Below are 16,727 nucleotides of genomic sequence, written 5' to 3'. Positions count from 1 at the left end.
CGTAACCCGAGGTTCGAGGCACGAAAGCGAGGTCGAGCTTCTGGAGCGTCGGCTAAAGGGCAAAGCCCTGTCAGATATCCAAGCTCCGCTCGAGCGGCCCAGGCGCTATTCCCTTCGGCTCAGTATCCGTCGACTGAGAGACAGGTCGTCGCGCCTTCGAAAGGCGTCATGCCGTTCGGCTTTCCTGGGTCTGATTGGTGCGGCCAAGACAGGCTGAAGCGCCTGAAAGAAGCGAAAAAACGCTTTCAGCGCGTCGCACGGATTTGCACCGAGTTAGATGAGTTCTGCCCCACTACTGCCCCACAAGCCCGATTTGGACAGGCAGAAACCGGCGCGCTCGAAAAGCTGTCGGAATAAGTAGCTGATTCTTTTGAATTAAATGGTGGATGCGACAGGGATTGAACCTGTGACCCCCTCGGTGTGAACGAGGTGCTCTCCCGCTGAGCTACGCATCCATCCGCAAACGGTCGCCGGAAAGGGGCGGGCCGTTGGGAGGCGCGGACATAGCCTGAGCCGTCCGACCGCGCAAGCGGCTCAGACGGTCAGGGCCTGCAGCACCAGACGCGTGGCCTCCGGGATCGGCGTCGGCCGCCGCGTCTCGCGGTCCACATAGACATGGACGAAGTGTCCCAAGGCGGCGGGATCGACGCGGCCAACCTGGAACAGGCCGATCTCGTAGCGGACGCTGGAGGTTCCCAGCGTCGTCACCCGGAGCCCCGCCTCGACCGTCTCCGGAAATGACAGGGACGCCAGGAAGCGGCACCCCGTCTCGACCACCAGGCCGATCACCGGACTCGTCGCCATGTCCAGCACACCGGCCTCGATCAGCTGGGCGTTCACCGCCGTGTCGAACAGGCTATAATAGACGACGTTGTTGACGTGGCCGTAGACGTCGAGATCCTCCAGCCGGGTTGGAATGGGGCGGATCACGGCGAAGTCTTCGCGGTGGGGCAGGGTGTCCGTCACGTCGTCTGTCTCACAGGGCCTGGGCGTAAAGGGTTCTGGCGTCGTCCACGGTCACCTCGCGGGGATTGTTGATCAGCAGGCGTTGGACCTTCAGCGCGTCGGCGGCCATCCGGTCGAGGTCTGTTCCGGCCACCCCGACGTCCGACAGACGCTGAGCCATCGGCATGTCGGCAATGATCGCCGCCATCCTGTCGATAAAGGCCGAGGCTGTCGCGGCGCCGCCCAGCGTCGCCGACAGTTCGGCGTACTGGTCACCGCAGGCCGGAGCGTTGAACCCCATCACTGGCGTCAGCATCAGACTGGTGGTCAGGCCGTGAGGCTGATGGAACAGCCCGCCGATCGGATAGGCCAGGGCGTGGACGGCGGCCACCGGCGCGTTGGCGAAGGCCATGCCGGCCAGCATCGACCCCTGCAACATGGCGCGCCGCGCCTCAAGATCCCTGCCGTCCTGGATCACCGGCCGGATGGCGCGGTCCAGCAGCTTCAGCGCCGCGATCGCCAGGCTGTCCGAAACCGGGTTTTTCAACCTTCGCGACGTGAAGGCCTCGATGGCGTGGATCATGGCGTCGACCCCGGTCATGGCCGTGATCGCCGACGGCAGGCCCAGCGTCAGGGTCGCGTCCAGCACCGCGACATCGGGCAGCAATAGGGGCGAGGACACGCCCGCCTTCTGATGATCGGGGGTGGTCAGGATGGCCACCGGCGTCACCTCCGATCCCGTGCCGGCGGTGGTCGGGATCTGAATCAGCGGGACGCGGGGCCCTTGGGCGAGGCCGACGCCATAGATGGCGGACAGCGGCTGATCCCGCCCCAGCAACAGCGCAGCCAGCTTGGCCACGTCCAGCGACGAACCGCCCCCCAGCCCAATGACGCCGTCGGCGCCGGCCCCGCGCGCGACCTCGACGGCAGCGCGCAAATCGGCCTCGGGCGGATCGGCCCGCACGCCGTCGTGGATCACGGCTGTCAGGCCCCCGGCCACCAGGGCCTCGACCACCGGCGCCACCAGACCGGCAGCGACCAGACCTGCGTCGGTGACGATCAGCGGCCGCCGCACGCCCAGCCCGGCCAGCAAGGGCGCAAGGCGCAGGGCCGCCCCGTCCTCGCTGACGATCCGGGGCGCTGTGGCGAAATCGAAGCCGCTCATCGCGCTATAAGGCCGGGCCGGACGGCGGGGGGCAAGATCACTGTGGCGACGCGGCGATGAATGCGCCCGATAACGGCGGTCTTGCCGAATTGGCGCGGCGGCGCGACAGTCGCCGAGCGTTGGGGATCACGACATGGCGGATAAGCACCAGCGGCAGGCTTTGGCGGGCCCGGCGACCGAGCGGTTGGCGCTGATCGATACCCTGAGGGCGCTCGCGCTGTTCGGGGTCGTGGTCATGAACCTGATGGGCATGGTGATGTTGTTCAAGGCCGATCAGGTCCTCGCCGCCGCCACGCCGTTCGATATGGGTGTGGGGGCGATCGATCTTTTCTTCCTGATGGGCAAGGCGCGCTCGGCCTTCGCCTTCCTGTTCGGCGTGGGCTTCGGGATGATGCTGATGCGCGGGCGGTCGGGGCCGGAGTTCGCACGGTTTCACCTGTGGCGCATGACCCTGCTGCTGGCTATCGGCGTGCTGCACATGGCGTTTTTGTTCTGGGGCGACATCCTAATCCTTTACGCCTTGCTGGGCATGGCGCTGCTGCTGTTCCGGAACGCATCGGACGCCCTGCTGCTGCGCCTTGGTCTTACACTCGTGATCCTGCCGCCCTTGGTCGTCGGCGCGGTCGAGGCCGTGATGGGCGCGCCCGTGCCCAATCTCGCCGGCCTGACTGCCGAACAGGTTTTCGCCCAAATTGAGAGCACGGCGCCTGTCTATGCCGGGGGCGATTACGTCGCCTTCGTGCGTGCCAACGTCGCCTACTATCTCAGCCATGTCCAAATCGATACAGGCTATGTCGCCGTCTATGATCTGAGTGTTTTCGGCCTGTTTCTGATCGGCTTCTGGACAGCGCGAAGAGGCGTTCTACGTGATGTTGAGGCCCACCGGCCCCTGCTTCGGCGGATCGCTTGGGTCGCTTTGCCGGGCGGCCTTCTCCTGGGCGGCGTTTACATGTCGCGGATGATGGGCGTGCCCACCGAAGGCGCTGTCGGCGGACTGGTGACAGCAGCTTATGTCGGGCTGCCGCTCGCGGCCTTAGGCTATATCGCCGCGCTCTCGCTGTGGATCACGCGCGGTGGGCGGTGGCTGACGACTCTGTTCGCGCCGATGGGACGAATGGCCCTGACCGGCTATCTGAGCGCCAGTGCGATCGGCAGTTTCGTCTGGTACGGATGGGGCTTGGGACTAATGACGGGGTCCCCGCTGAGGACGCCGATCGGGATGAACCTGTTCGGGATCGCGGTGTTCGCGGGGCTGTGCGTGTTCAGCGCCCTGTGGCTCAAGCATTTCCGCTTCGGACCGGCTGAATGGCTGTGGCGCAGCCTCGCCTATCGCAAACTCCAGCCCCTGCGACGCTGAGGCAACCGGGGCCGGTGCGCGGCGTTAGCGCAGCAGTGTTCGGTGAGGATGCAATGCGTCGTGTTCTGGCGGGACTGATGATCCTGGCCCTGGCGGGCTGTGAGCGCGAGGCGCCTGCCCCCGCGCCGCCGCCTCCGGAGCCGACGCCCGGGCCGACGCCTACCGGCGGCGCGCCCGTGAGCTATAGCTGCGAAGGCGGGCAGACGGTGATCGCCCGCTATCCCGATGCCAACACCGCCGTGGTGACCTGGGAAGGGCGCGACGCGACCCTGACCATCGCGCCGTCCGCTTCGGGCGCGCGCTATGTCGGGGGCGGCCTTGAGTGGTGGACGGCCAGCCGCGACGGCCAGGAGACGGGCATGCTCGGCCGCAGCACCGGGCCCGAACCGTCCGACGACCCGATCGCCCGCTGCTCGCGACCGGCCGACGCGGTCGCGGCGCCCGCCCCGATCACCCTGCCGGCGGGATCGGCGCCCGCCTGCGCGGCCTCCAACCTGCGCCTGACCCGCGCCGGCGGCGACGCGGGCGCCGGCAACCGGGTGCTGGTGCTTGGTCTGCGCAACGCCGGACCCGCCGCCTGCGCGGTCATCGGCTATCCTGGCGTGCGGCTGCTCGACGCCGAGGGCGAGGTCATCACCACCGTTCGGTCCGAGAATACCCCCTCCAACTATTTCCGCGCCGAGGACCAGCCGGCGGTGGTCACGCTGGCGCCGTCCGGCGAGGGGTCGGAGGCTTTCTTCGACATCGCCTCCACCGCCATTCCCGCCGAGTATCTTGGCGAGACCGAATGCCCCGAGGCGGCGCGGATCGAGGTCCGCCTTGCGGGCGCCGACGCCGCTCTGACCCTGGCCAGCCCGCTGACGCCCTGCGGTCGACGCATCCGCGTGTCGCCGTTCCGTGCGGTGGCCGAGCCGGAGGCGTCGCCGGACCCTGCCTCGTCGGAAACGGCCGCCTAATCCCGCATTTGGTTCGCCATCTCCCAAGCCGGGCGGACCACTCAGCAAAGGCAGCGCCCGTATCGCCGCCTCCCGACAGGAATGCGTCATGATGTCGGAATGGACGATCGCAAACTCAGCCTCCCGCCGGACCCCGCGGTGATCCGGTTGGACTCCGAAAGCACGCGGAGTCCAACCCCGCCGACACCAGCTTGGCCTCCCAATGCACGGAAATCTATGACGAAAGGCCAGCACCCGCCCGGGCGAGTTGGACTCCTGGACTCATTTTTTCTTGGACCGCCGCCGCTTCACCCCTCGCTGAAAACCGCCTATTCCCCCCGCCATGACCCAAGCCTTCCACGACCGCATCCGCGCCGAACTCGCCGAGATCGACAGCCAGGGCCTGACCAAGCCGGAGCGGGTGATCGCCTCGCGCCAGGGGCCGGAGATCGAGGTCGCCGGCAAGCGGGTGCTGAACTTCTGCGCCAACAACTACTTGGGCCTGGCCGGCGACGACCGGGTGGTGCAGGCGGGACTGGCGGCGCAGGAGCGGTGGGGCGCGGGCACGGCCTCAGTGCGCTTTATCTGCGGCACCCTGGAGATCCACAAGGAACTGGAGGCGGCGACGGCCCAATACCTGGGCTTCGAGGACTGCATCCTGTTCGCCGCCGCCTTCGACGCCAACGGCGGGCTGTTCGAGCCGCTGCTGGGCGCTGAGGACGCCATCGTCTCGGACAGCCTGAATCATGCCTCGATCATCGACGGCGTGCGGCTGTGCAAGGCCAAGCGCTATCGCTTCGCCAACTCCGACATGGATGAGCTGGAAAGCCAGCTGAAGGCCGCCCGGGCCGACGGCGCGCGCACCATCGTCATCGCCACCGACGGCGTCTTCTCGATGGACGGCTATATCGCCAAGCTGAAAGACATCCGGGCGCTAGCCGACACATACGACGCCCTGATCATGGTCGACGACTGCCATGCCACGGGCTTTCTGGGGCCGCAGGGACGGGGGTCGTATGCGCACCACGGGGTCGAGATCGACTTCCTGACCGGCACCTATGGCAAGGCCCTGGGCGGGGCGATGGGCGGCTTCATCTGCGCGACCGAGGAGGTCGTGGCCCTGCTGAAGCAACGGGCGCGGCCCTATCTGTTCTCCAATGCCCTGGCGCCGGCCGTCTGCGGCTCTTCCATGGAAGCCATCCGCATCGCCGGGGGCGGGGAGGGCGACGCCCTGCGCAAACAGCTCTTCGCCAACGCCGGCCGCTATCGCGCGGCGATGACCCAGGCGGGCTTCGAACTGCTGCCCGGCGAACACCCGATCATCCCGGTCATGCTGCACGACGCCAAGCTGGCCCAGGATTTCGCCGCCCGCGCGCTGGAGCTCGGCGTCTATGTGATCGGGTTCAGCTTCCCCGTCGTCCCCCGCGGCCAGGCCCGGATCCGCACCCAGATGTCGGCGGCGCATACCTTCGACCAGATCGACCGCGTGGTGGACGCGTTCACCACGGCGGGCAAGGAACTTGGAGTGATCAGATGACCCAAACCATGAAGGCCCTGGCCAAGATGCGGCCCGAAGAGGGGCTGGACCTGATCGAGGCGCCGGTGCCGACGCCGGGTCCGGACGATGTGCTGATCAAGGTCAAGCGCGCCTCGGTCTGCGGCACCGACATCCACATCTGGAACTGGGACGAGTGGTCCCAGAAGAACGTGCCCGTGCCCATGATCACCGGCCACGAGTTCGCCGGCGACATCGTCGAGATCGGCAAGGACGTGGATCGCCGGCTGAAGGTCGGCCAGCGCGTCTCGGTCGAGGGCCATGTCATCGACCTGAACTCCGAGGCCGCCCGCGCCGGGCACTTCCACCTCGATCCGGCGACCATGGGCATCGGCGTCAACCGCCAGGGCGGGTTCGCGGAATATGTCGTGGCCCCGGCCTTCAACGTTATCGAGCTGCCCGAGGACGTGCCCTATCAGATCGGCTCGATCCTCGATCCGTTCGGCAATGCGGTGCACACGGCCCAGCAGTTCGATCTGCTGGGTGAGGATGTGCTGGTCACCGGCGCGGGCCCCATCGGCATGATGGCCGCCGCTGTGGCGCGTCAGGCCGGGGCGCGGACCGTGGTCCTGACCGACATCAACGACTATCGCCTGGAGCTGGCCCAGAAGGTCGCGCCGGGCGTGCGCACGGTGAACACCACCAAGGAAGACCTGCACGACGTCATCCACGAGTTGGGCATGAAGGTCGGTTTCGACGTGGCGCTGGAGATGTCGGGCAGCCCGATCGCCTTCAAACAATGTGTCGACACCCTGATCATGGGCGGCGGTCTGGCGCTCTTGGGCATTCCGTCCAAACCGATGGAAACCGACTGGGGCGCGATCATCCTGAAGGCCCTGACCATCAAGGGCGTCTATGGGCGCGAGATGTTCACCACCTGGAGGAAGATGTTGGGCCTGCTCAAGGCCGGCCTCGACCTCACGCCCCTGATCACCCACGAACTGCCCTACGACCAGTACCGCCAGGGCTTCGAGGCCATGAAGTCGGGTCAGTCGGGCAAGGTGGTGCTGGACTGGGATATCCAGCGGGCGGCGTAACTGACCCTCTCCTCCCTGTCGCGCAGCGATGGGGAGGGGGACCGCGTAGCGGTGGAGGGGCTGCTGACCACGAGCGCCGGCTTCGCCGTCGCGCCCCTCCGTCACGGCTGCGCCCTGCCACCTCCCCATTCCTGCGGAACGGGGAGGAGATTTACGCCAGCGCCTTGATCAGCGCCGCCTCGAACCCCTTGGTTTCGGAGCCGGGCAGGGCCTTGGCGATCTCGCCGCTCTCATAGAGCTCGAACACCCTGGGGTGGACGTAGGACGACCGGCAGACGGCGGGGGTGTTGCCCAGCAGCCCCGCCACCGCCTTCACGCAGACGGTGATCTTCTTCTTGGCGTCGGTCTTCGAGGTCGCCGCCTCCATGTCGCGCAGCGCCCGCGCCGCCGACACGGTGCCGGCCCAGGTGCGGAAGTCCTTGGCGGAATACTGCTCGCCCAGCACGGCGCGGATATAGGCGTTCACGTCGTCCGAGGTCAGCGGACACAGGTCGCCGTCGGCGGTGCGGTATTTGAAGATCTGCTGGCCCGGCAGGTCGCGCAGGCTCTTGATCACCGTGGACAGCCGCCGGTCGCGGACGCTGACCGAGTGGTCCTTGCCGCTCTTGCCCCGAAACTCGAAAGTCAGGCCCGTCCCCTCGACCTCGATGTGGCGCTTGTGGAGAGTGGTGAGGCCATAGCTGCGGTTCTGTTTGGCGTATTCGGCGTTGCCGACCCGGATCAGGGTGATCTCCAGCAGCCGCACCGCCGTGGCCGTGACCTTCTCACGCGTCACGCCGCGCTTGTTCAGATCGGTTTCGACCTGCGTGCGGAGTTTCGGCAGGGCGCGGGCGAAATCGGCCAGCCGGTCGAACTTCGATTCCGAGGCGTGGCGGCTCCAGTCGGCGTGATAGCGGTACTGCTTGCGCCCCTTCACGTCCCGGCCGGTGGCCTGGATGTGGCCGGTGGCGCGGGGGCAGATCCACACATCGGTCCAGGCCGGCGGAATGGCCAGGGCGTCGATTCGGGCGGTGATCTTCTTGTCCTTGATGACCTTGCCGTCGCGGTCGAGGTAGCGGAACCCGGCCGAGGTCATCTTGCGGCCGAAGCCGCGCTGCTCATCCGAACAGTAGGTCAGGCCCTCGGGGACTTGGGGCTTGTCGTCCGCCACGGGGCCCATGTCACGCGCCATCAGACCGGAACTCGGGAGGCGGAGCGGAGGGCGGCGACGACCTGGGCCATTGGGGGCTCGCGATGAAGGGGCGAGCGGCTAACCGTCTGAACCGAGGGAAGTTCCGTCAGCGCGCGCGACGCCAGTCTTCGGGCGCGTCAAAGCCCTGCGCCCAGGCGCCCACGCCGGCCTGTCGCGCGCGGGCCTCGTGCGGGACATAGCGCTGGCTGTAGCGGCGGTAGGCGACGGCGTGCCCGTTCTCGACCATCCAGCCACCCAGATCGCGGCCGTCGATCCGGCAGTGGGCCAGGACGCGGTCGTAACGATCCTGTCCCCGATCATCGCACTCGACCCGGCGGTTGTCGGCCAGCGCCATCAGGGCGCGGGAGGCCTCTCGGCCGCACGGTGAGCCGCCGCAGGTCTGGCGGCCCTCGAAAGCGTCCATGCCGTCCAGCCGGACCCGCACCACGCCCTGCCCGGTTGCGACCTCAAGGGTGTCACCGTCGATCACCCGCGCGATCCCGACCAGCCCCGCGACCGGAGCGGCCTGGCTGGTCTCCGCCGGCTTCATCCACAGCACGGCGATGAACACCGCGACGCCGACGATCAGGGCGATCAGCAGATCAGCCGTGGCGGACGGCTTGCGGAAGCGGAGGAGACGACCCATCGCGGCAGGCTCGCGAGAAATGGTTTCAGATCGGTCGACAGTGTCCGTTTGCCCGGCGAAGGCCTGGGCCCAGGAGGGCTTGCGTGAGATCTCAATGACCGGCCGGCGCGCGCGGCCCTGGGCCCCGGCCTTCGCCGGGGAGACGGCCGTCCGCCTTGACTGAGACCGCACGTCACGCGACGGCAGGCGCATGAATTATCGCCACAGCTTCCACGCCGGGAACTTCGCCGACCTGGTCAAACACGCCCTGCTGCTGGATTCGATGGCGCGGCTCCAGCAGGATCGGCCCCTGACGGTGATCGACACCCATGCCGGACGCGGCCTCTACGACCTGTCGGGCGACGGGGCGCGCTCGCGCGAGGCCGAAGCGGGGATCGCGCGATTGATGTCGGCGGACGCCTTGCCGCCCGAACTGGCCCGGCTCGCCGACGCGGTCCGTACCCGCAACGCCGGCGACACCGTGCGCTGGTATCCGGGTTCGCCCGTGCTCGTCGCTGAACGGCTACGCCCGGGCGACGCCTATCGCGGCTTTGAACTTCGCCCTGAGGAGGCAGAGGCCCTGACCGCCACCCTCGCGCTCTGGCCCGCAGCCGCGGCGTCAGAGGCGGATGGCTACGAGGCGCCGCCGGGCGTGCTGCCGACGGACGGCAGCGTCTTGGTCTTGATCGACCCGCCGTTCGAGCGGCCCGACGACTACCGTCGCGCGGTGGAGGCGGCGCGGGCGACCCGCTCTCGTCGCCCGGACGCCGTGATCGCCATCTGGCTGCCGATCAAGGACGCCGAGACCCTGGACGCCTTTGTGCGCGGTCTGGAGGCGGCGCGTCTCACGGGCCTTATGGCAGAATGCCGCCTGCGCCCCCTGACCAACCCCATGAAGATGAACGGCTGCGCCGTCGCCCTGATCGGCGCGCCCTATGGCGCTGAAACCTCGGCGCGGTCGATCGTGGAATGGGTGGCCACAACCCTGGGCGAACCGGGCGGACGCGGAGAGGTGTGGCGGTTCTGACGCCGCGGCCTACTCCTTCAGCCGCCAGGTCGCGCCCGTCGGGCCGTCCATGACCACGACGTTCAGCTCGGTCAGGCGATCCCGGATGCGGTCGGCCTCAGGCCAATCCTTGGCCTGGCGCGCGGTTTGACGGCGAGCCAGCAGATCCTCGACCTCCGCCTTGAGTACATCGTCCGCGCCGCCTTCGAACCAGGCGTCCGGATCGGCCTGGAGGACACCGAGAAGGTCGGCCGAGGCGATCAGCTGGCCCTTGGCGAGGGCGACCGCTGCGTTGTCTCCCGCCGTCATCGCCCGCTCGATTTCGGCCGACAGGGCGAACAGGGCCGCGACGGCGGCGGGGGTGTTCAGATCGTCCGACAGCGCGTCCATCACAGCCGCAGGCGGCTCCAGCGGCCCGGTCTCAACCGCCGACGCCCGGCGCAGCGCCTGATAAAGCCGGTCCAGATTCTTCCGGCTCTGATCCAGCAATGCCTGGTTCCAGTCCAGAGGTTGGCGATAGTGGGCGCTCAGCAGGGCCCAGCGGACCACCTCGCCCGGCATGGCCTGGACCAGATCGTGCAGCAGCAGGACGTTGCCGATCGACTTGGACATCTTCTCGGCGTCCACGGTCAGGAAGCCGTTATGCATCCAGTAGCGGGCGTACTGCTGATGCGCCTCGGCGTCGTTGGCGTGGCCGTGTGCGCAGACGCCCTGAGCGATCTCGTTCTCGTGGTGCGGAAAGACCAGGTCGATGCCGCCGCCGTGGATGTCGATGGGCAGACCCAGGGTTTCCTCGATCATGGCCGAGCATTCGATGTGCCAGCCCGGACGACCGTCGCCCCAGGGCGAAGGCCAGGACGGCTCTCCCTCTTTGGACGGCTTCCACAGTACGAAGTCGTGGGCGTTCCTTTTATAGGGCGCGACCTCGACCCGGGCGCCGGCGATCATGTCGTCCAGGCTGCGGCCCGACAGCCGGCCATAGTTCGCATACGCCGACACGTCGAACAGCACATGGCCTTCGGCCGCATAGGCGGCGCCCGCCTCCATGATCGCGCCGATCTGGCGCACGATGGCGTCCATGTGGTCGGTGACGTGGGGGGCGATGTCGGGCGCGCGCACGCTCAGCCGCGCCATGTCCTCCAGATAGGCCGCCTCGTAGCGAGCTGTCACATCGCCGATCGGCACGCCTTCCCTGGCCGCCTTCTGATTGATCTTGTCGTCCACGTCGGTGACGTTGCGAGCGAAGATCACCGCCTCGTCGCCATACTGGCGGCGCAGCAGCCGGTTCAGCACGTCGAACACCACCGGCGGTCGCGCATTGCCGATGTGGGCATAGTCATAGACCGTGGGCCCGCAGACATAGAGGGTCACCCGCTCCGGATCGCGCGGTTCGAACACGCGCTTCTCGCGCGACAGGGTGTCGTAAAGTCTGAGGGTCACGGTCGGGCGTTTCTTGCGTGAGGGAGGCGTGGTCCCATATGGGCCACAAGCTGATAGACAGTCACGCCTGACTGTTAAAGCCGCCCTTTCGCTGATCCCGGACGACCGAATGACCGCCGCCCCCGCCAAACCCGTGCTCGTTCCCGCGAATGGTCGGGCGCGCCCCAGCCGCGACCAGGCGATGGAGGCCGTGCGCACCCTGATCGCCTGGACCGGCGACAATCCGGACCGCGAGGGCCTGATCGACACGCCGCGTCGTGTGGTCGATGCCTATGGCGACTGGTTCCAGGGGTACGACGCCGACGTCGCCAAGGAGCTGAGCCGCACCTTCGAGGACGTCCAGGGCTATGACGACATGGTCATGCTGCGCGACATCGAGGTCGAGAGCCACTGCGAGCACCACATGGCCCCCTTCCTGGGCAAGGCCTATGTCGCCTATCTGCCGACCGACAAGGTCGTGGGCATCTCCAAGATCGCGCGGGTGGTGGAGATCTTTTCCAAGCGTCTGCAGACCCAGGAGACCCTGACCCAGGAGATCGCGGCGGCGCTCGAATCGCACCTGACGCCTGCCGGCGTGGCCGTGCTGATCGACGCAGAGCACCAGTGCATGACCACGCGCGGCGTGCATCATCGGCACGTTTCGACCATCACCACGCGCTTCACCGGGGCCTTCAAGGCCGATCCTGCCCTGATGGAGCGGTTTTTGAAGCTGGCCGGACGCGGCTGAGGCGATTTGCGGCGCCCACGCGCTTTACAAGCGTCGCCCGGCCCGCCAAAGACATTGCCGAATTCCTAAGCGTCGCCCGCCCACCGGCGTGGCCTGAACGGAGAGTAGTGAATGGCCGGCAAGCTCGCTGGAGGCCCCGCGCGGGGCAAGGTCAGCACGACCGAGCAGAACTCCGACATCAACGTCACGCCCTTCGTGGACGTGATGCTGGTGCTGCTGATCATCTTCATGGTGGCGGCGCCTCTGGCCACGGCCTCGATTCGACTTGACCTGCCGCCGGCGGTTCCGCCCCCGCCGGGCACGCCGGAGAAGGATCCGGTCTTCATCACCATCCAGGATACGGGTTCGCTGTTCGTGGTCGATCAGCAGAGCTCCATCGAAACCCTCATCGGCGACCTGACCGCCGCGGTCGGCGGCTCGGCTCCGTCTCAGGAGCGCGTCTTCGTCCGCGCCCAGCCCGACGTGCCGTATGAGAGCTTCATGGAGGTCATGAACACCCTCCAGGGCGCCGGCTGGTACAAGGTCGGCCTGCTGAACGAAGACATCGAATAGGCGTCATCGACCGCCCAACGATCAAAGGCCGCTCCGCTCGGGGCGGCCTTTTTCGTTGTGGCCCCAGACTGCGACGAAGGGTAGCGGCCGCGACATTCCGCCCTCGCCAGTGGGGTCTTTGCCGTCTAGAAACCGGATGTGACCCAGACGCCGCTCCTCGACACCGTCCGCCTTCCCGCCGATTTTCGGTCCTTTGACGCAGGCCAGTTGCGCCAGCTGGCCGACGAGGTCCGCGCTGAGACCATCGACGCCGTCTCGACGACCGGCGGTCATCTGGGCGCCGGACTGGGCGTGGTCGAACTGACCGTGGCGCTGCATCACGTCTATGACACGCCGGACGACATCCTGATCTGGGACGTCGGCCATCAGTGCTATCCGCACAAGATCGTCACCGGCCGTCGCGACCGCATCCGCACCCTGCGTCAGGGCGGGGGGCTCAGCGGTTTCACCAAGCGCTCGGAGAGCGAGTACGACCCCTTCGGCGCGGCCCACGCCTCGACCTCGATCTCGGCCGCGCTCGGCTTCGCCGCCGCTCGCGACCACAAGGGCCAGTCCAACAAGGTCGTGGCCGTCATCGGCGACGGCTCCATGTCCGCCGGCATGGCCTATGAAGCGATGAACAACGCGGCCGAGACGACCGGCCAGCTGACCGTCATTCTCAACGACAACGACATGTCCATCGCGCCGCCGGTCGGCGGCATGAGCGCCTATCTGGCCAAGCAGGTGTCGGGCGGGACCTATCAGAACCTTCGCCGCTTCGGAAAGAAGGTCGCCGACCACATGCCGCGCCCGTTCCGCGACGCGGCGCGCAAGGCCGAGGAATACGCCCGGGGCATGGTCACCGGCGGCACCTTCTTCGAGGAGCTGGGCTTCTACTACGTCGGCCCGATCGACGGTCACGACCTGGATAATCTGGTCAAGGTGCTGAAGAACGTTCGCGCCATCGACGACCGGCCGGTGCTGGTCCACGTGGTGACCCAAAAGGGCAAGGGTTACGCTCCGGCGGAATCCAGCGCCGACAAGCTGCATGCGGTGGTCAAGTTCGACGTGGTCTCGGGCAAGCAGTCCAAGGCCAAGTCCAATGCTCCCAGCTACACCAAGGTGTTCGGCACCGAGTTGATCAAGCGGGCCGAGCGCGATCCTTCGATCGTCGCCATCACCGCCGCCATGCCGTCCGGCACCGGCATCGACCTGTTCGGCCAGGCCTTCCCAGAGCGCACCTATGACGTCGGCATCGCCGAGCAGCACGCCGTGACCTTCGCCGCCGGCCTGGCCGCCGACGGCATGAAGCCGTTCGCGGCGATCTATTCGACCTTCCTGCAGCGCGGCTACGACCAGGTGGTCCACGACGTGGCCATCCAGAAGCTGCCGGTGCGCTTCGCCATGGACCGGGCCGGGCTGGTGGGTTCGGACGGGGCCACCCATGCCGGGTCGTTCGACATCGGCTACATGGGCGCGCTGCCGGGCATGATCCTGATGGCCGCGGCCGACGAGGCCGAGCTGGCCGCCATGGTCGCCACCGCCTGCGAGATCGACGACCGACCTTCCGCGTTCAGGTATCCGCGCGGCGACGGCGTCGGCGTGGAAATCCCGGAACTGGCCCGGCCGCTGGAGATCGGCCGAGGCCGCATCGTGCGCGAAGGCACGGCGGTGGCTTTGCTCAGCCTCGGCACCCGGCTGGAGGAGAGCCTCAAGGCCGCCGACCTGCTGGCCGCGCGCGGCATTTCGGCGACGGTGGCCGACGCCCGCTTCGCCAAGCCGCTGGACGCCGACATGATTCTGCGCCTGGCGCGCGAGCACGAGGCGCTGGTGACCGTTGAGGAGGGGGCCATGGGCGGCTTCGGCGCCTTCGTGCTTCAGCTGCTGGCCGAGAAGGGCGCGCTCGACGCGGGCCTGAAGGTCCGGACCATGCACCTGCCCGACGTCTTCCAGGACCAGGACAGCCCCGTCGCCATGTACGACACCGCCGGGCTGAACGCCGAGCATATCGCGGCGCGCGCCATGGCCGCCCTGGGCGTCGAGGCCGGTGTCTCGCGCGTCAGGGCCTGACGCCGGTGACCAATCCCGCGGAGCCGCCGCCACGCCATCCCCGTCGCGTCCTGACCCTGGGCGCCGCCGCCCTGTTCAGCGCCGCTCTGGTGGGCGCGGGAGCCCTTTACGCCGTCCATCGTTTGAGCGCCGACGACTGCGTGACCGTGACCGTCCAGACCGATCAAGGCTCGACCTCGACGCGCACCTGCTCCTGACGGCGCAGCGGCGCGCCCGGCAAGCTGACCGGCAAGTAATCGTTCCGACACAATCAAGCCGTTATTAGCGTAACGACGTCTGTGTCTCGCCGCCCACACAGATCTTGAAGCTTCCGTCCGCCTCTGGAACGGGTTGCGGCGCCTCCCATTTGCACTCCGACCGGCGGTAAGCCGGAAGACACAAGTCTACGTCTCTCACGGAGTATTACGAATTATGAAAGCTCTCTTGATCTCGACCGCCGCCGCCGCCGCTATGCTGGCCGCCCCCGCCGTCGCCCAGACCGTTTCGACGCCGGAATACTATGGCACGCTCGGCTATTCGCAGCTGGACGGGTCGGACGGTGACCTCGGCGCCGTGACCGGCCGCCTGGGCGCCAAGTTCAATCCCTACGTCGGCGTCGAGGGCGAGGCCTCGTTCGGCGTCAAGGACGACGACTTCACCTTTGGGACCGAGACCGGCTCGATCGAGCACGAATACGACCTCGCCGGCTACGTGGTCGGCACCCTGCCGATCAACCCGAACTTCGACGTCTTCGCCCGTCTGGGTTACGGCACCACCGAAGTGAAGGCCGAACTGGCCGGCTTCGAGGCGTCGACCGATGGCGAAAGCGTGAACTACGGCGCCGGCGCCAACTATTTCTTCGACGGCCAGAACGGCGTGCGCGGTGACTGGACCCGTCGCGACTTCCGCGACGACGGCGGTGAAATCGACGTCTACAGCCTGAACTACGTGCGCCGCTTCTAAGCTGCGAACCGCCCCTCGGCGGCGCGCCCGCCTTGAGAGGTCACGAAACGCCGCCGCTGGTCATGGATCGGCGGCGGTTGCTCGTTTAGGACCGGACATCGCCCGCCTCCGCCCGGATGAGAACGCCTGCCCGTGTCCCACGTAATCATCCACAGCGACGGCGCCTGCAAGGGCAACCCAGGCCCCGGGGGCTGGGGCGCGATCCTCCAGACCGGCCAGGGCCATGAGAAGGAGCTGTTCGGCGGCGAGCCTTTGACCACCAACAACCGCATGGAGTTGATGGCCGCCATCATGGCGCTGGAGGCGCTGAACCGCCCCTGCAAGGTCGAGCTCCACACCGATAGCAAATACGTCATGCAGGGCATCACCGAATGGATGCGCGGCTGGAAGTCGCGCGGCTGGCTGACCGCCGACAAGAAGCCGGTCAAGAACGCCGACCTGTGGAAACGGCTGGATGAGGCCCGGGCCCGCCACGACGTGCGCTGGCGATGGGTCAAGGGCCACGCGGGCCATGAGCTGAATGAGCGCGCCGACGCCCTGGCCAACAGGGGCGTCGATTTGGTCCGCGGCGGCTGATGGCGTTTGGCCCAGACGATCTCCTGGCCTGCTACGCCTCGGGCGTCTTTCCGATGGGAGAGGGCAGGGACGATCCCCGCGTCTATCTGGTCGAGCCGGAAATGCGGGGGATCATTCCGCTGGACGGGCTGAGGGTCTCGTCACGATTGGTCCGCACCATCCGGCAGGACCGGCTGGATATCCGCTGCGACACCGCCTTTGACGCCGTGGTCGCGGCCTGCGCCGAAGCGGGGGCGGGCGACCGCGCCGACACCTGGATCAACACCCCGATCCGCCGGCTGTACGGTGACCTGTTCCGGCTGGGCCACGCCCATTCGGTCGAGTGCTGGGACCACGAGCGCCTCGTTGGCGGCCTCTACGGCGTGAGCCTGGGCGGGGCCTTCTTCGGCGAGAGCATGTTCAGCCGCGCCCGAGACGCCTCCAAGATCACCCTGGTGCACCTCGTGGCCCGCCTGAGACGTGGCGGCTGGCGCCTGCTCGACGCCCAGTTCCAGACGGATCACCTGGCCAGCCTGGGCGCGGTGGAGATCAGCCAGGCCGACTACCTCGCGCGTCTCAAGGTCGCGCTCGAGGCGGAAGGGGATGAAACCGTGTTTCGAACCACTCTGTCCGGCGCCGAGGCGGTGGACAGCGTCCGCTAGCCGG

At 67.7% G+C, this 16,727-nt stretch carries 17 protein-coding genes and 1 tRNA gene; 12 read left to right on the top strand and 6 right to left on the bottom strand.

The genetic code is table 11. The features are described 5' to 3' along the window. Positions 1-380: 380 nt before the first annotated feature. The 3 genes from EES48_RS06960 to EES48_RS06950 form a co-directional block, all read right to left on the bottom strand. Positions 381-455 (bottom strand) — tRNA-Val (locus tag EES48_RS06960). A 79-nt stretch (positions 456-534) separates the two neighbouring features. Then, positions 535-966, bottom strand: coding sequence for an acyl-CoA thioesterase (locus EES48_RS06955; RefSeq protein ID WP_122465626.1), 432 nt, complete (start codon positions 964-966; stop codon positions 535-537). A gap of 10 nt (positions 967-976) precedes the next feature. Continuing rightward, positions 977-2,110 (bottom strand): iron-containing alcohol dehydrogenase, encoded by a 1,134-nt coding sequence (locus EES48_RS06950; protein WP_122465625.1) that lies wholly within the window; start codon positions 2,108-2,110, stop codon positions 977-979. Between the two features lie 133 nt (positions 2,111-2,243). Between EES48_RS06950 and EES48_RS06945 the strand changes: the two genes are divergently transcribed. From EES48_RS06945 to tdh, 4 genes are all read left to right on the top strand, one after another. Then, on the top strand, positions 2,244-3,467 hold the full coding sequence (locus EES48_RS06945) for a DUF418 domain-containing protein (RefSeq protein WP_122465624.1): 1,224 nt from the start codon (positions 2,244-2,246) through the stop codon (positions 3,465-3,467). 53 nt (positions 3,468-3,520) lie between these two features. Further along, positions 3,521-4,423 (top strand): DUF4232 domain-containing protein, encoded by a 903-nt coding sequence (locus EES48_RS06940; protein ID WP_162998061.1) that lies wholly within the window; start codon positions 3,521-3,523, stop codon positions 4,421-4,423. 322 nt (positions 4,424-4,745) lie between these two features. Then, positions 4,746-5,939, top strand: a complete 1,194-nt coding sequence (locus EES48_RS06935) for a glycine C-acetyltransferase (RefSeq protein WP_122465623.1) — start codon at positions 4,746-4,748, stop codon at positions 5,937-5,939. Further along, complete coding sequence (gene tdh / locus EES48_RS06930) at positions 5,936-6,994, top strand: L-threonine 3-dehydrogenase (protein WP_122465622.1); 1,059 nt, start codon at positions 5,936-5,938, stop codon at positions 6,992-6,994. Before EES48_RS06935 ends, tdh begins: the two co-directional genes overlap by 4 nt. A 151-nt stretch (positions 6,995-7,145) precedes the next feature. Here tdh and EES48_RS06925 read toward each other — a convergent pair whose 3' ends face one another. Continuing rightward, positions 7,146-8,165 (bottom strand): DNA topoisomerase IB, encoded by a 1,020-nt coding sequence (locus EES48_RS06925; protein WP_240623251.1) that lies wholly within the window; start codon positions 8,163-8,165, stop codon positions 7,146-7,148. A gap of 106 nt (positions 8,166-8,271) precedes the next feature. Beyond that, complete coding sequence (locus EES48_RS06920) at positions 8,272-8,811, bottom strand: thermonuclease family protein (RefSeq protein ID WP_205679379.1); 540 nt, start codon at positions 8,809-8,811, stop codon at positions 8,272-8,274. A gap of 190 nt (positions 8,812-9,001) precedes the next feature. Between EES48_RS06920 and rlmJ the strand changes: the two genes are divergently transcribed. After that, on the top strand, positions 9,002-9,817 hold the full coding sequence (gene rlmJ / locus EES48_RS06915; RefSeq protein WP_122465620.1) for a 23S rRNA (adenine(2030)-N(6))-methyltransferase RlmJ: 816 nt from the start codon (positions 9,002-9,004) through the stop codon (positions 9,815-9,817). 9 nt (positions 9,818-9,826) lie between these two features. On the opposite strand, the gene cysS is transcribed toward rlmJ, so the two are convergent. Beyond that, a complete protein-coding gene (gene cysS, locus EES48_RS06910) occupies positions 9,827-11,236 on the bottom strand; it encodes a cysteine--tRNA ligase (RefSeq protein ID WP_122465619.1) in 1,410 nt (469 codons plus the stop codon). A gap of 109 nt (positions 11,237-11,345) precedes the next feature. Between cysS and folE the strand changes: the two genes are divergently transcribed. From folE to aat, 7 genes are all read left to right on the top strand, one after another. Next, positions 11,346-11,963, top strand: a complete 618-nt coding sequence (gene folE, locus EES48_RS06905; RefSeq protein ID WP_122465618.1) for a GTP cyclohydrolase I FolE — start codon at positions 11,346-11,348, stop codon at positions 11,961-11,963. A gap of 111 nt (positions 11,964-12,074) precedes the next feature. Then, positions 12,075-12,515 carry a biopolymer transporter ExbD gene (locus EES48_RS06900; protein WP_122465617.1) on the top strand — a complete coding sequence of 147 codons (441 nt, stop codon included), beginning with the start codon at positions 12,075-12,077 and terminating at the stop codon, positions 12,513-12,515. A gap of 138 nt (positions 12,516-12,653) precedes the next feature. Then, positions 12,654-14,564 carry a 1-deoxy-D-xylulose-5-phosphate synthase gene (gene dxs, locus EES48_RS06895; protein WP_122465616.1) on the top strand — a complete coding sequence of 637 codons (1,911 nt, stop codon included), beginning with the start codon at positions 12,654-12,656 and terminating at the stop codon, positions 14,562-14,564. A 5-nt stretch (positions 14,565-14,569) separates the two neighbouring features. Continuing rightward, the gene (locus EES48_RS06890) at positions 14,570-14,761 is read left to right on the top strand and encodes a hypothetical protein (RefSeq protein WP_122465615.1); all 192 of its coding nucleotides are present in this window, start codon (positions 14,570-14,572) and stop codon (positions 14,759-14,761) included. A 214-nt stretch (positions 14,762-14,975) separates the two neighbouring features. Beyond that, positions 14,976-15,506: a porin family protein gene (locus EES48_RS06885; RefSeq protein ID WP_122465614.1), complete on the top strand. Its 531-nt coding sequence runs from the start codon at positions 14,976-14,978 to the stop codon at positions 15,504-15,506. Between the two features lie 132 nt (positions 15,507-15,638). Continuing rightward, positions 15,639-16,082, top strand: a complete 444-nt coding sequence (rnhA, locus tag EES48_RS06880; RefSeq protein WP_122465613.1) for a ribonuclease HI — start codon at positions 15,639-15,641, stop codon at positions 16,080-16,082. Next, complete coding sequence (gene aat / locus EES48_RS06875; RefSeq protein WP_122465612.1) at positions 16,082-16,723, top strand: leucyl/phenylalanyl-tRNA--protein transferase; 642 nt, start codon at positions 16,082-16,084, stop codon at positions 16,721-16,723. Before rnhA ends, aat begins: the two co-directional genes overlap by 1 nt. The last annotated feature ends 4 nt before the right edge of the window (positions 16,724-16,727 follow it).

The organism is Brevundimonas lutea, from assembly GCF_003704105.1.
In the GTDB taxonomy this organism is placed as follows: Bacteria; Pseudomonadota; Alphaproteobacteria; order Caulobacterales; family Caulobacteraceae; genus Brevundimonas; species Brevundimonas lutea.
This window is presented reverse-complemented; position numbering and strand designations above follow the sequence as displayed.

Bases quoted from the DNA above. Each gene is read 5' to 3' on its own strand.
- EES48_RS06950 (WP_122465625.1), bottom strand. From the start codon at position 2,110: ATGAGCGGCTTCGATTTCGCCACAGCGCCCCGGATCGTCAGCGAGGAC.
- EES48_RS06945 (WP_122465624.1), top strand. From the start codon at position 2,244: ATGGCGGATAAGCACCAGCGGCAGGCTTTGGCGGGCCCGGCGACCGAG.
- EES48_RS06940 (WP_162998061.1), top strand. From the start codon at position 3,521: ATGCGTCGTGTTCTGGCGGGACTGATGATCCTGGCCCTGGCGGGCTGT.
- EES48_RS06935 (WP_122465623.1), top strand. From the start codon at position 4,746: ATGACCCAAGCCTTCCACGACCGCATCCGCGCCGAACTCGCCGAGATC.
- tdh (WP_122465622.1), top strand. From the start codon at position 5,936: ATGACCCAAACCATGAAGGCCCTGGCCAAGATGCGGCCCGAAGAGGGG.
- EES48_RS06925 (WP_240623251.1), bottom strand. From the start codon at position 8,165: ATGGCGCGTGACATGGGCCCCGTGGCGGACGACAAGCCCCAAGTCCCC.
- EES48_RS06920 (WP_205679379.1), bottom strand. From the start codon at position 8,811: ATGGGTCGTCTCCTCCGCTTCCGCAAGCCGTCCGCCACGGCTGATCTG.
- rlmJ (WP_122465620.1), top strand. From the start codon at position 9,002: ATGAATTATCGCCACAGCTTCCACGCCGGGAACTTCGCCGACCTGGTC.
- folE (WP_122465618.1), top strand. From the start codon at position 11,346: ATGACCGCCGCCCCCGCCAAACCCGTGCTCGTTCCCGCGAATGGTCGG.
- EES48_RS06900 (WP_122465617.1), top strand. From the start codon at position 12,075: ATGGCCGGCAAGCTCGCTGGAGGCCCCGCGCGGGGCAAGGTCAGCACG.
- EES48_RS06885 (WP_122465614.1), top strand. From the start codon at position 14,976: ATGAAAGCTCTCTTGATCTCGACCGCCGCCGCCGCCGCTATGCTGGCC.
- aat (WP_122465612.1), top strand. From the start codon at position 16,082: ATGGCGTTTGGCCCAGACGATCTCCTGGCCTGCTACGCCTCGGGCGTC.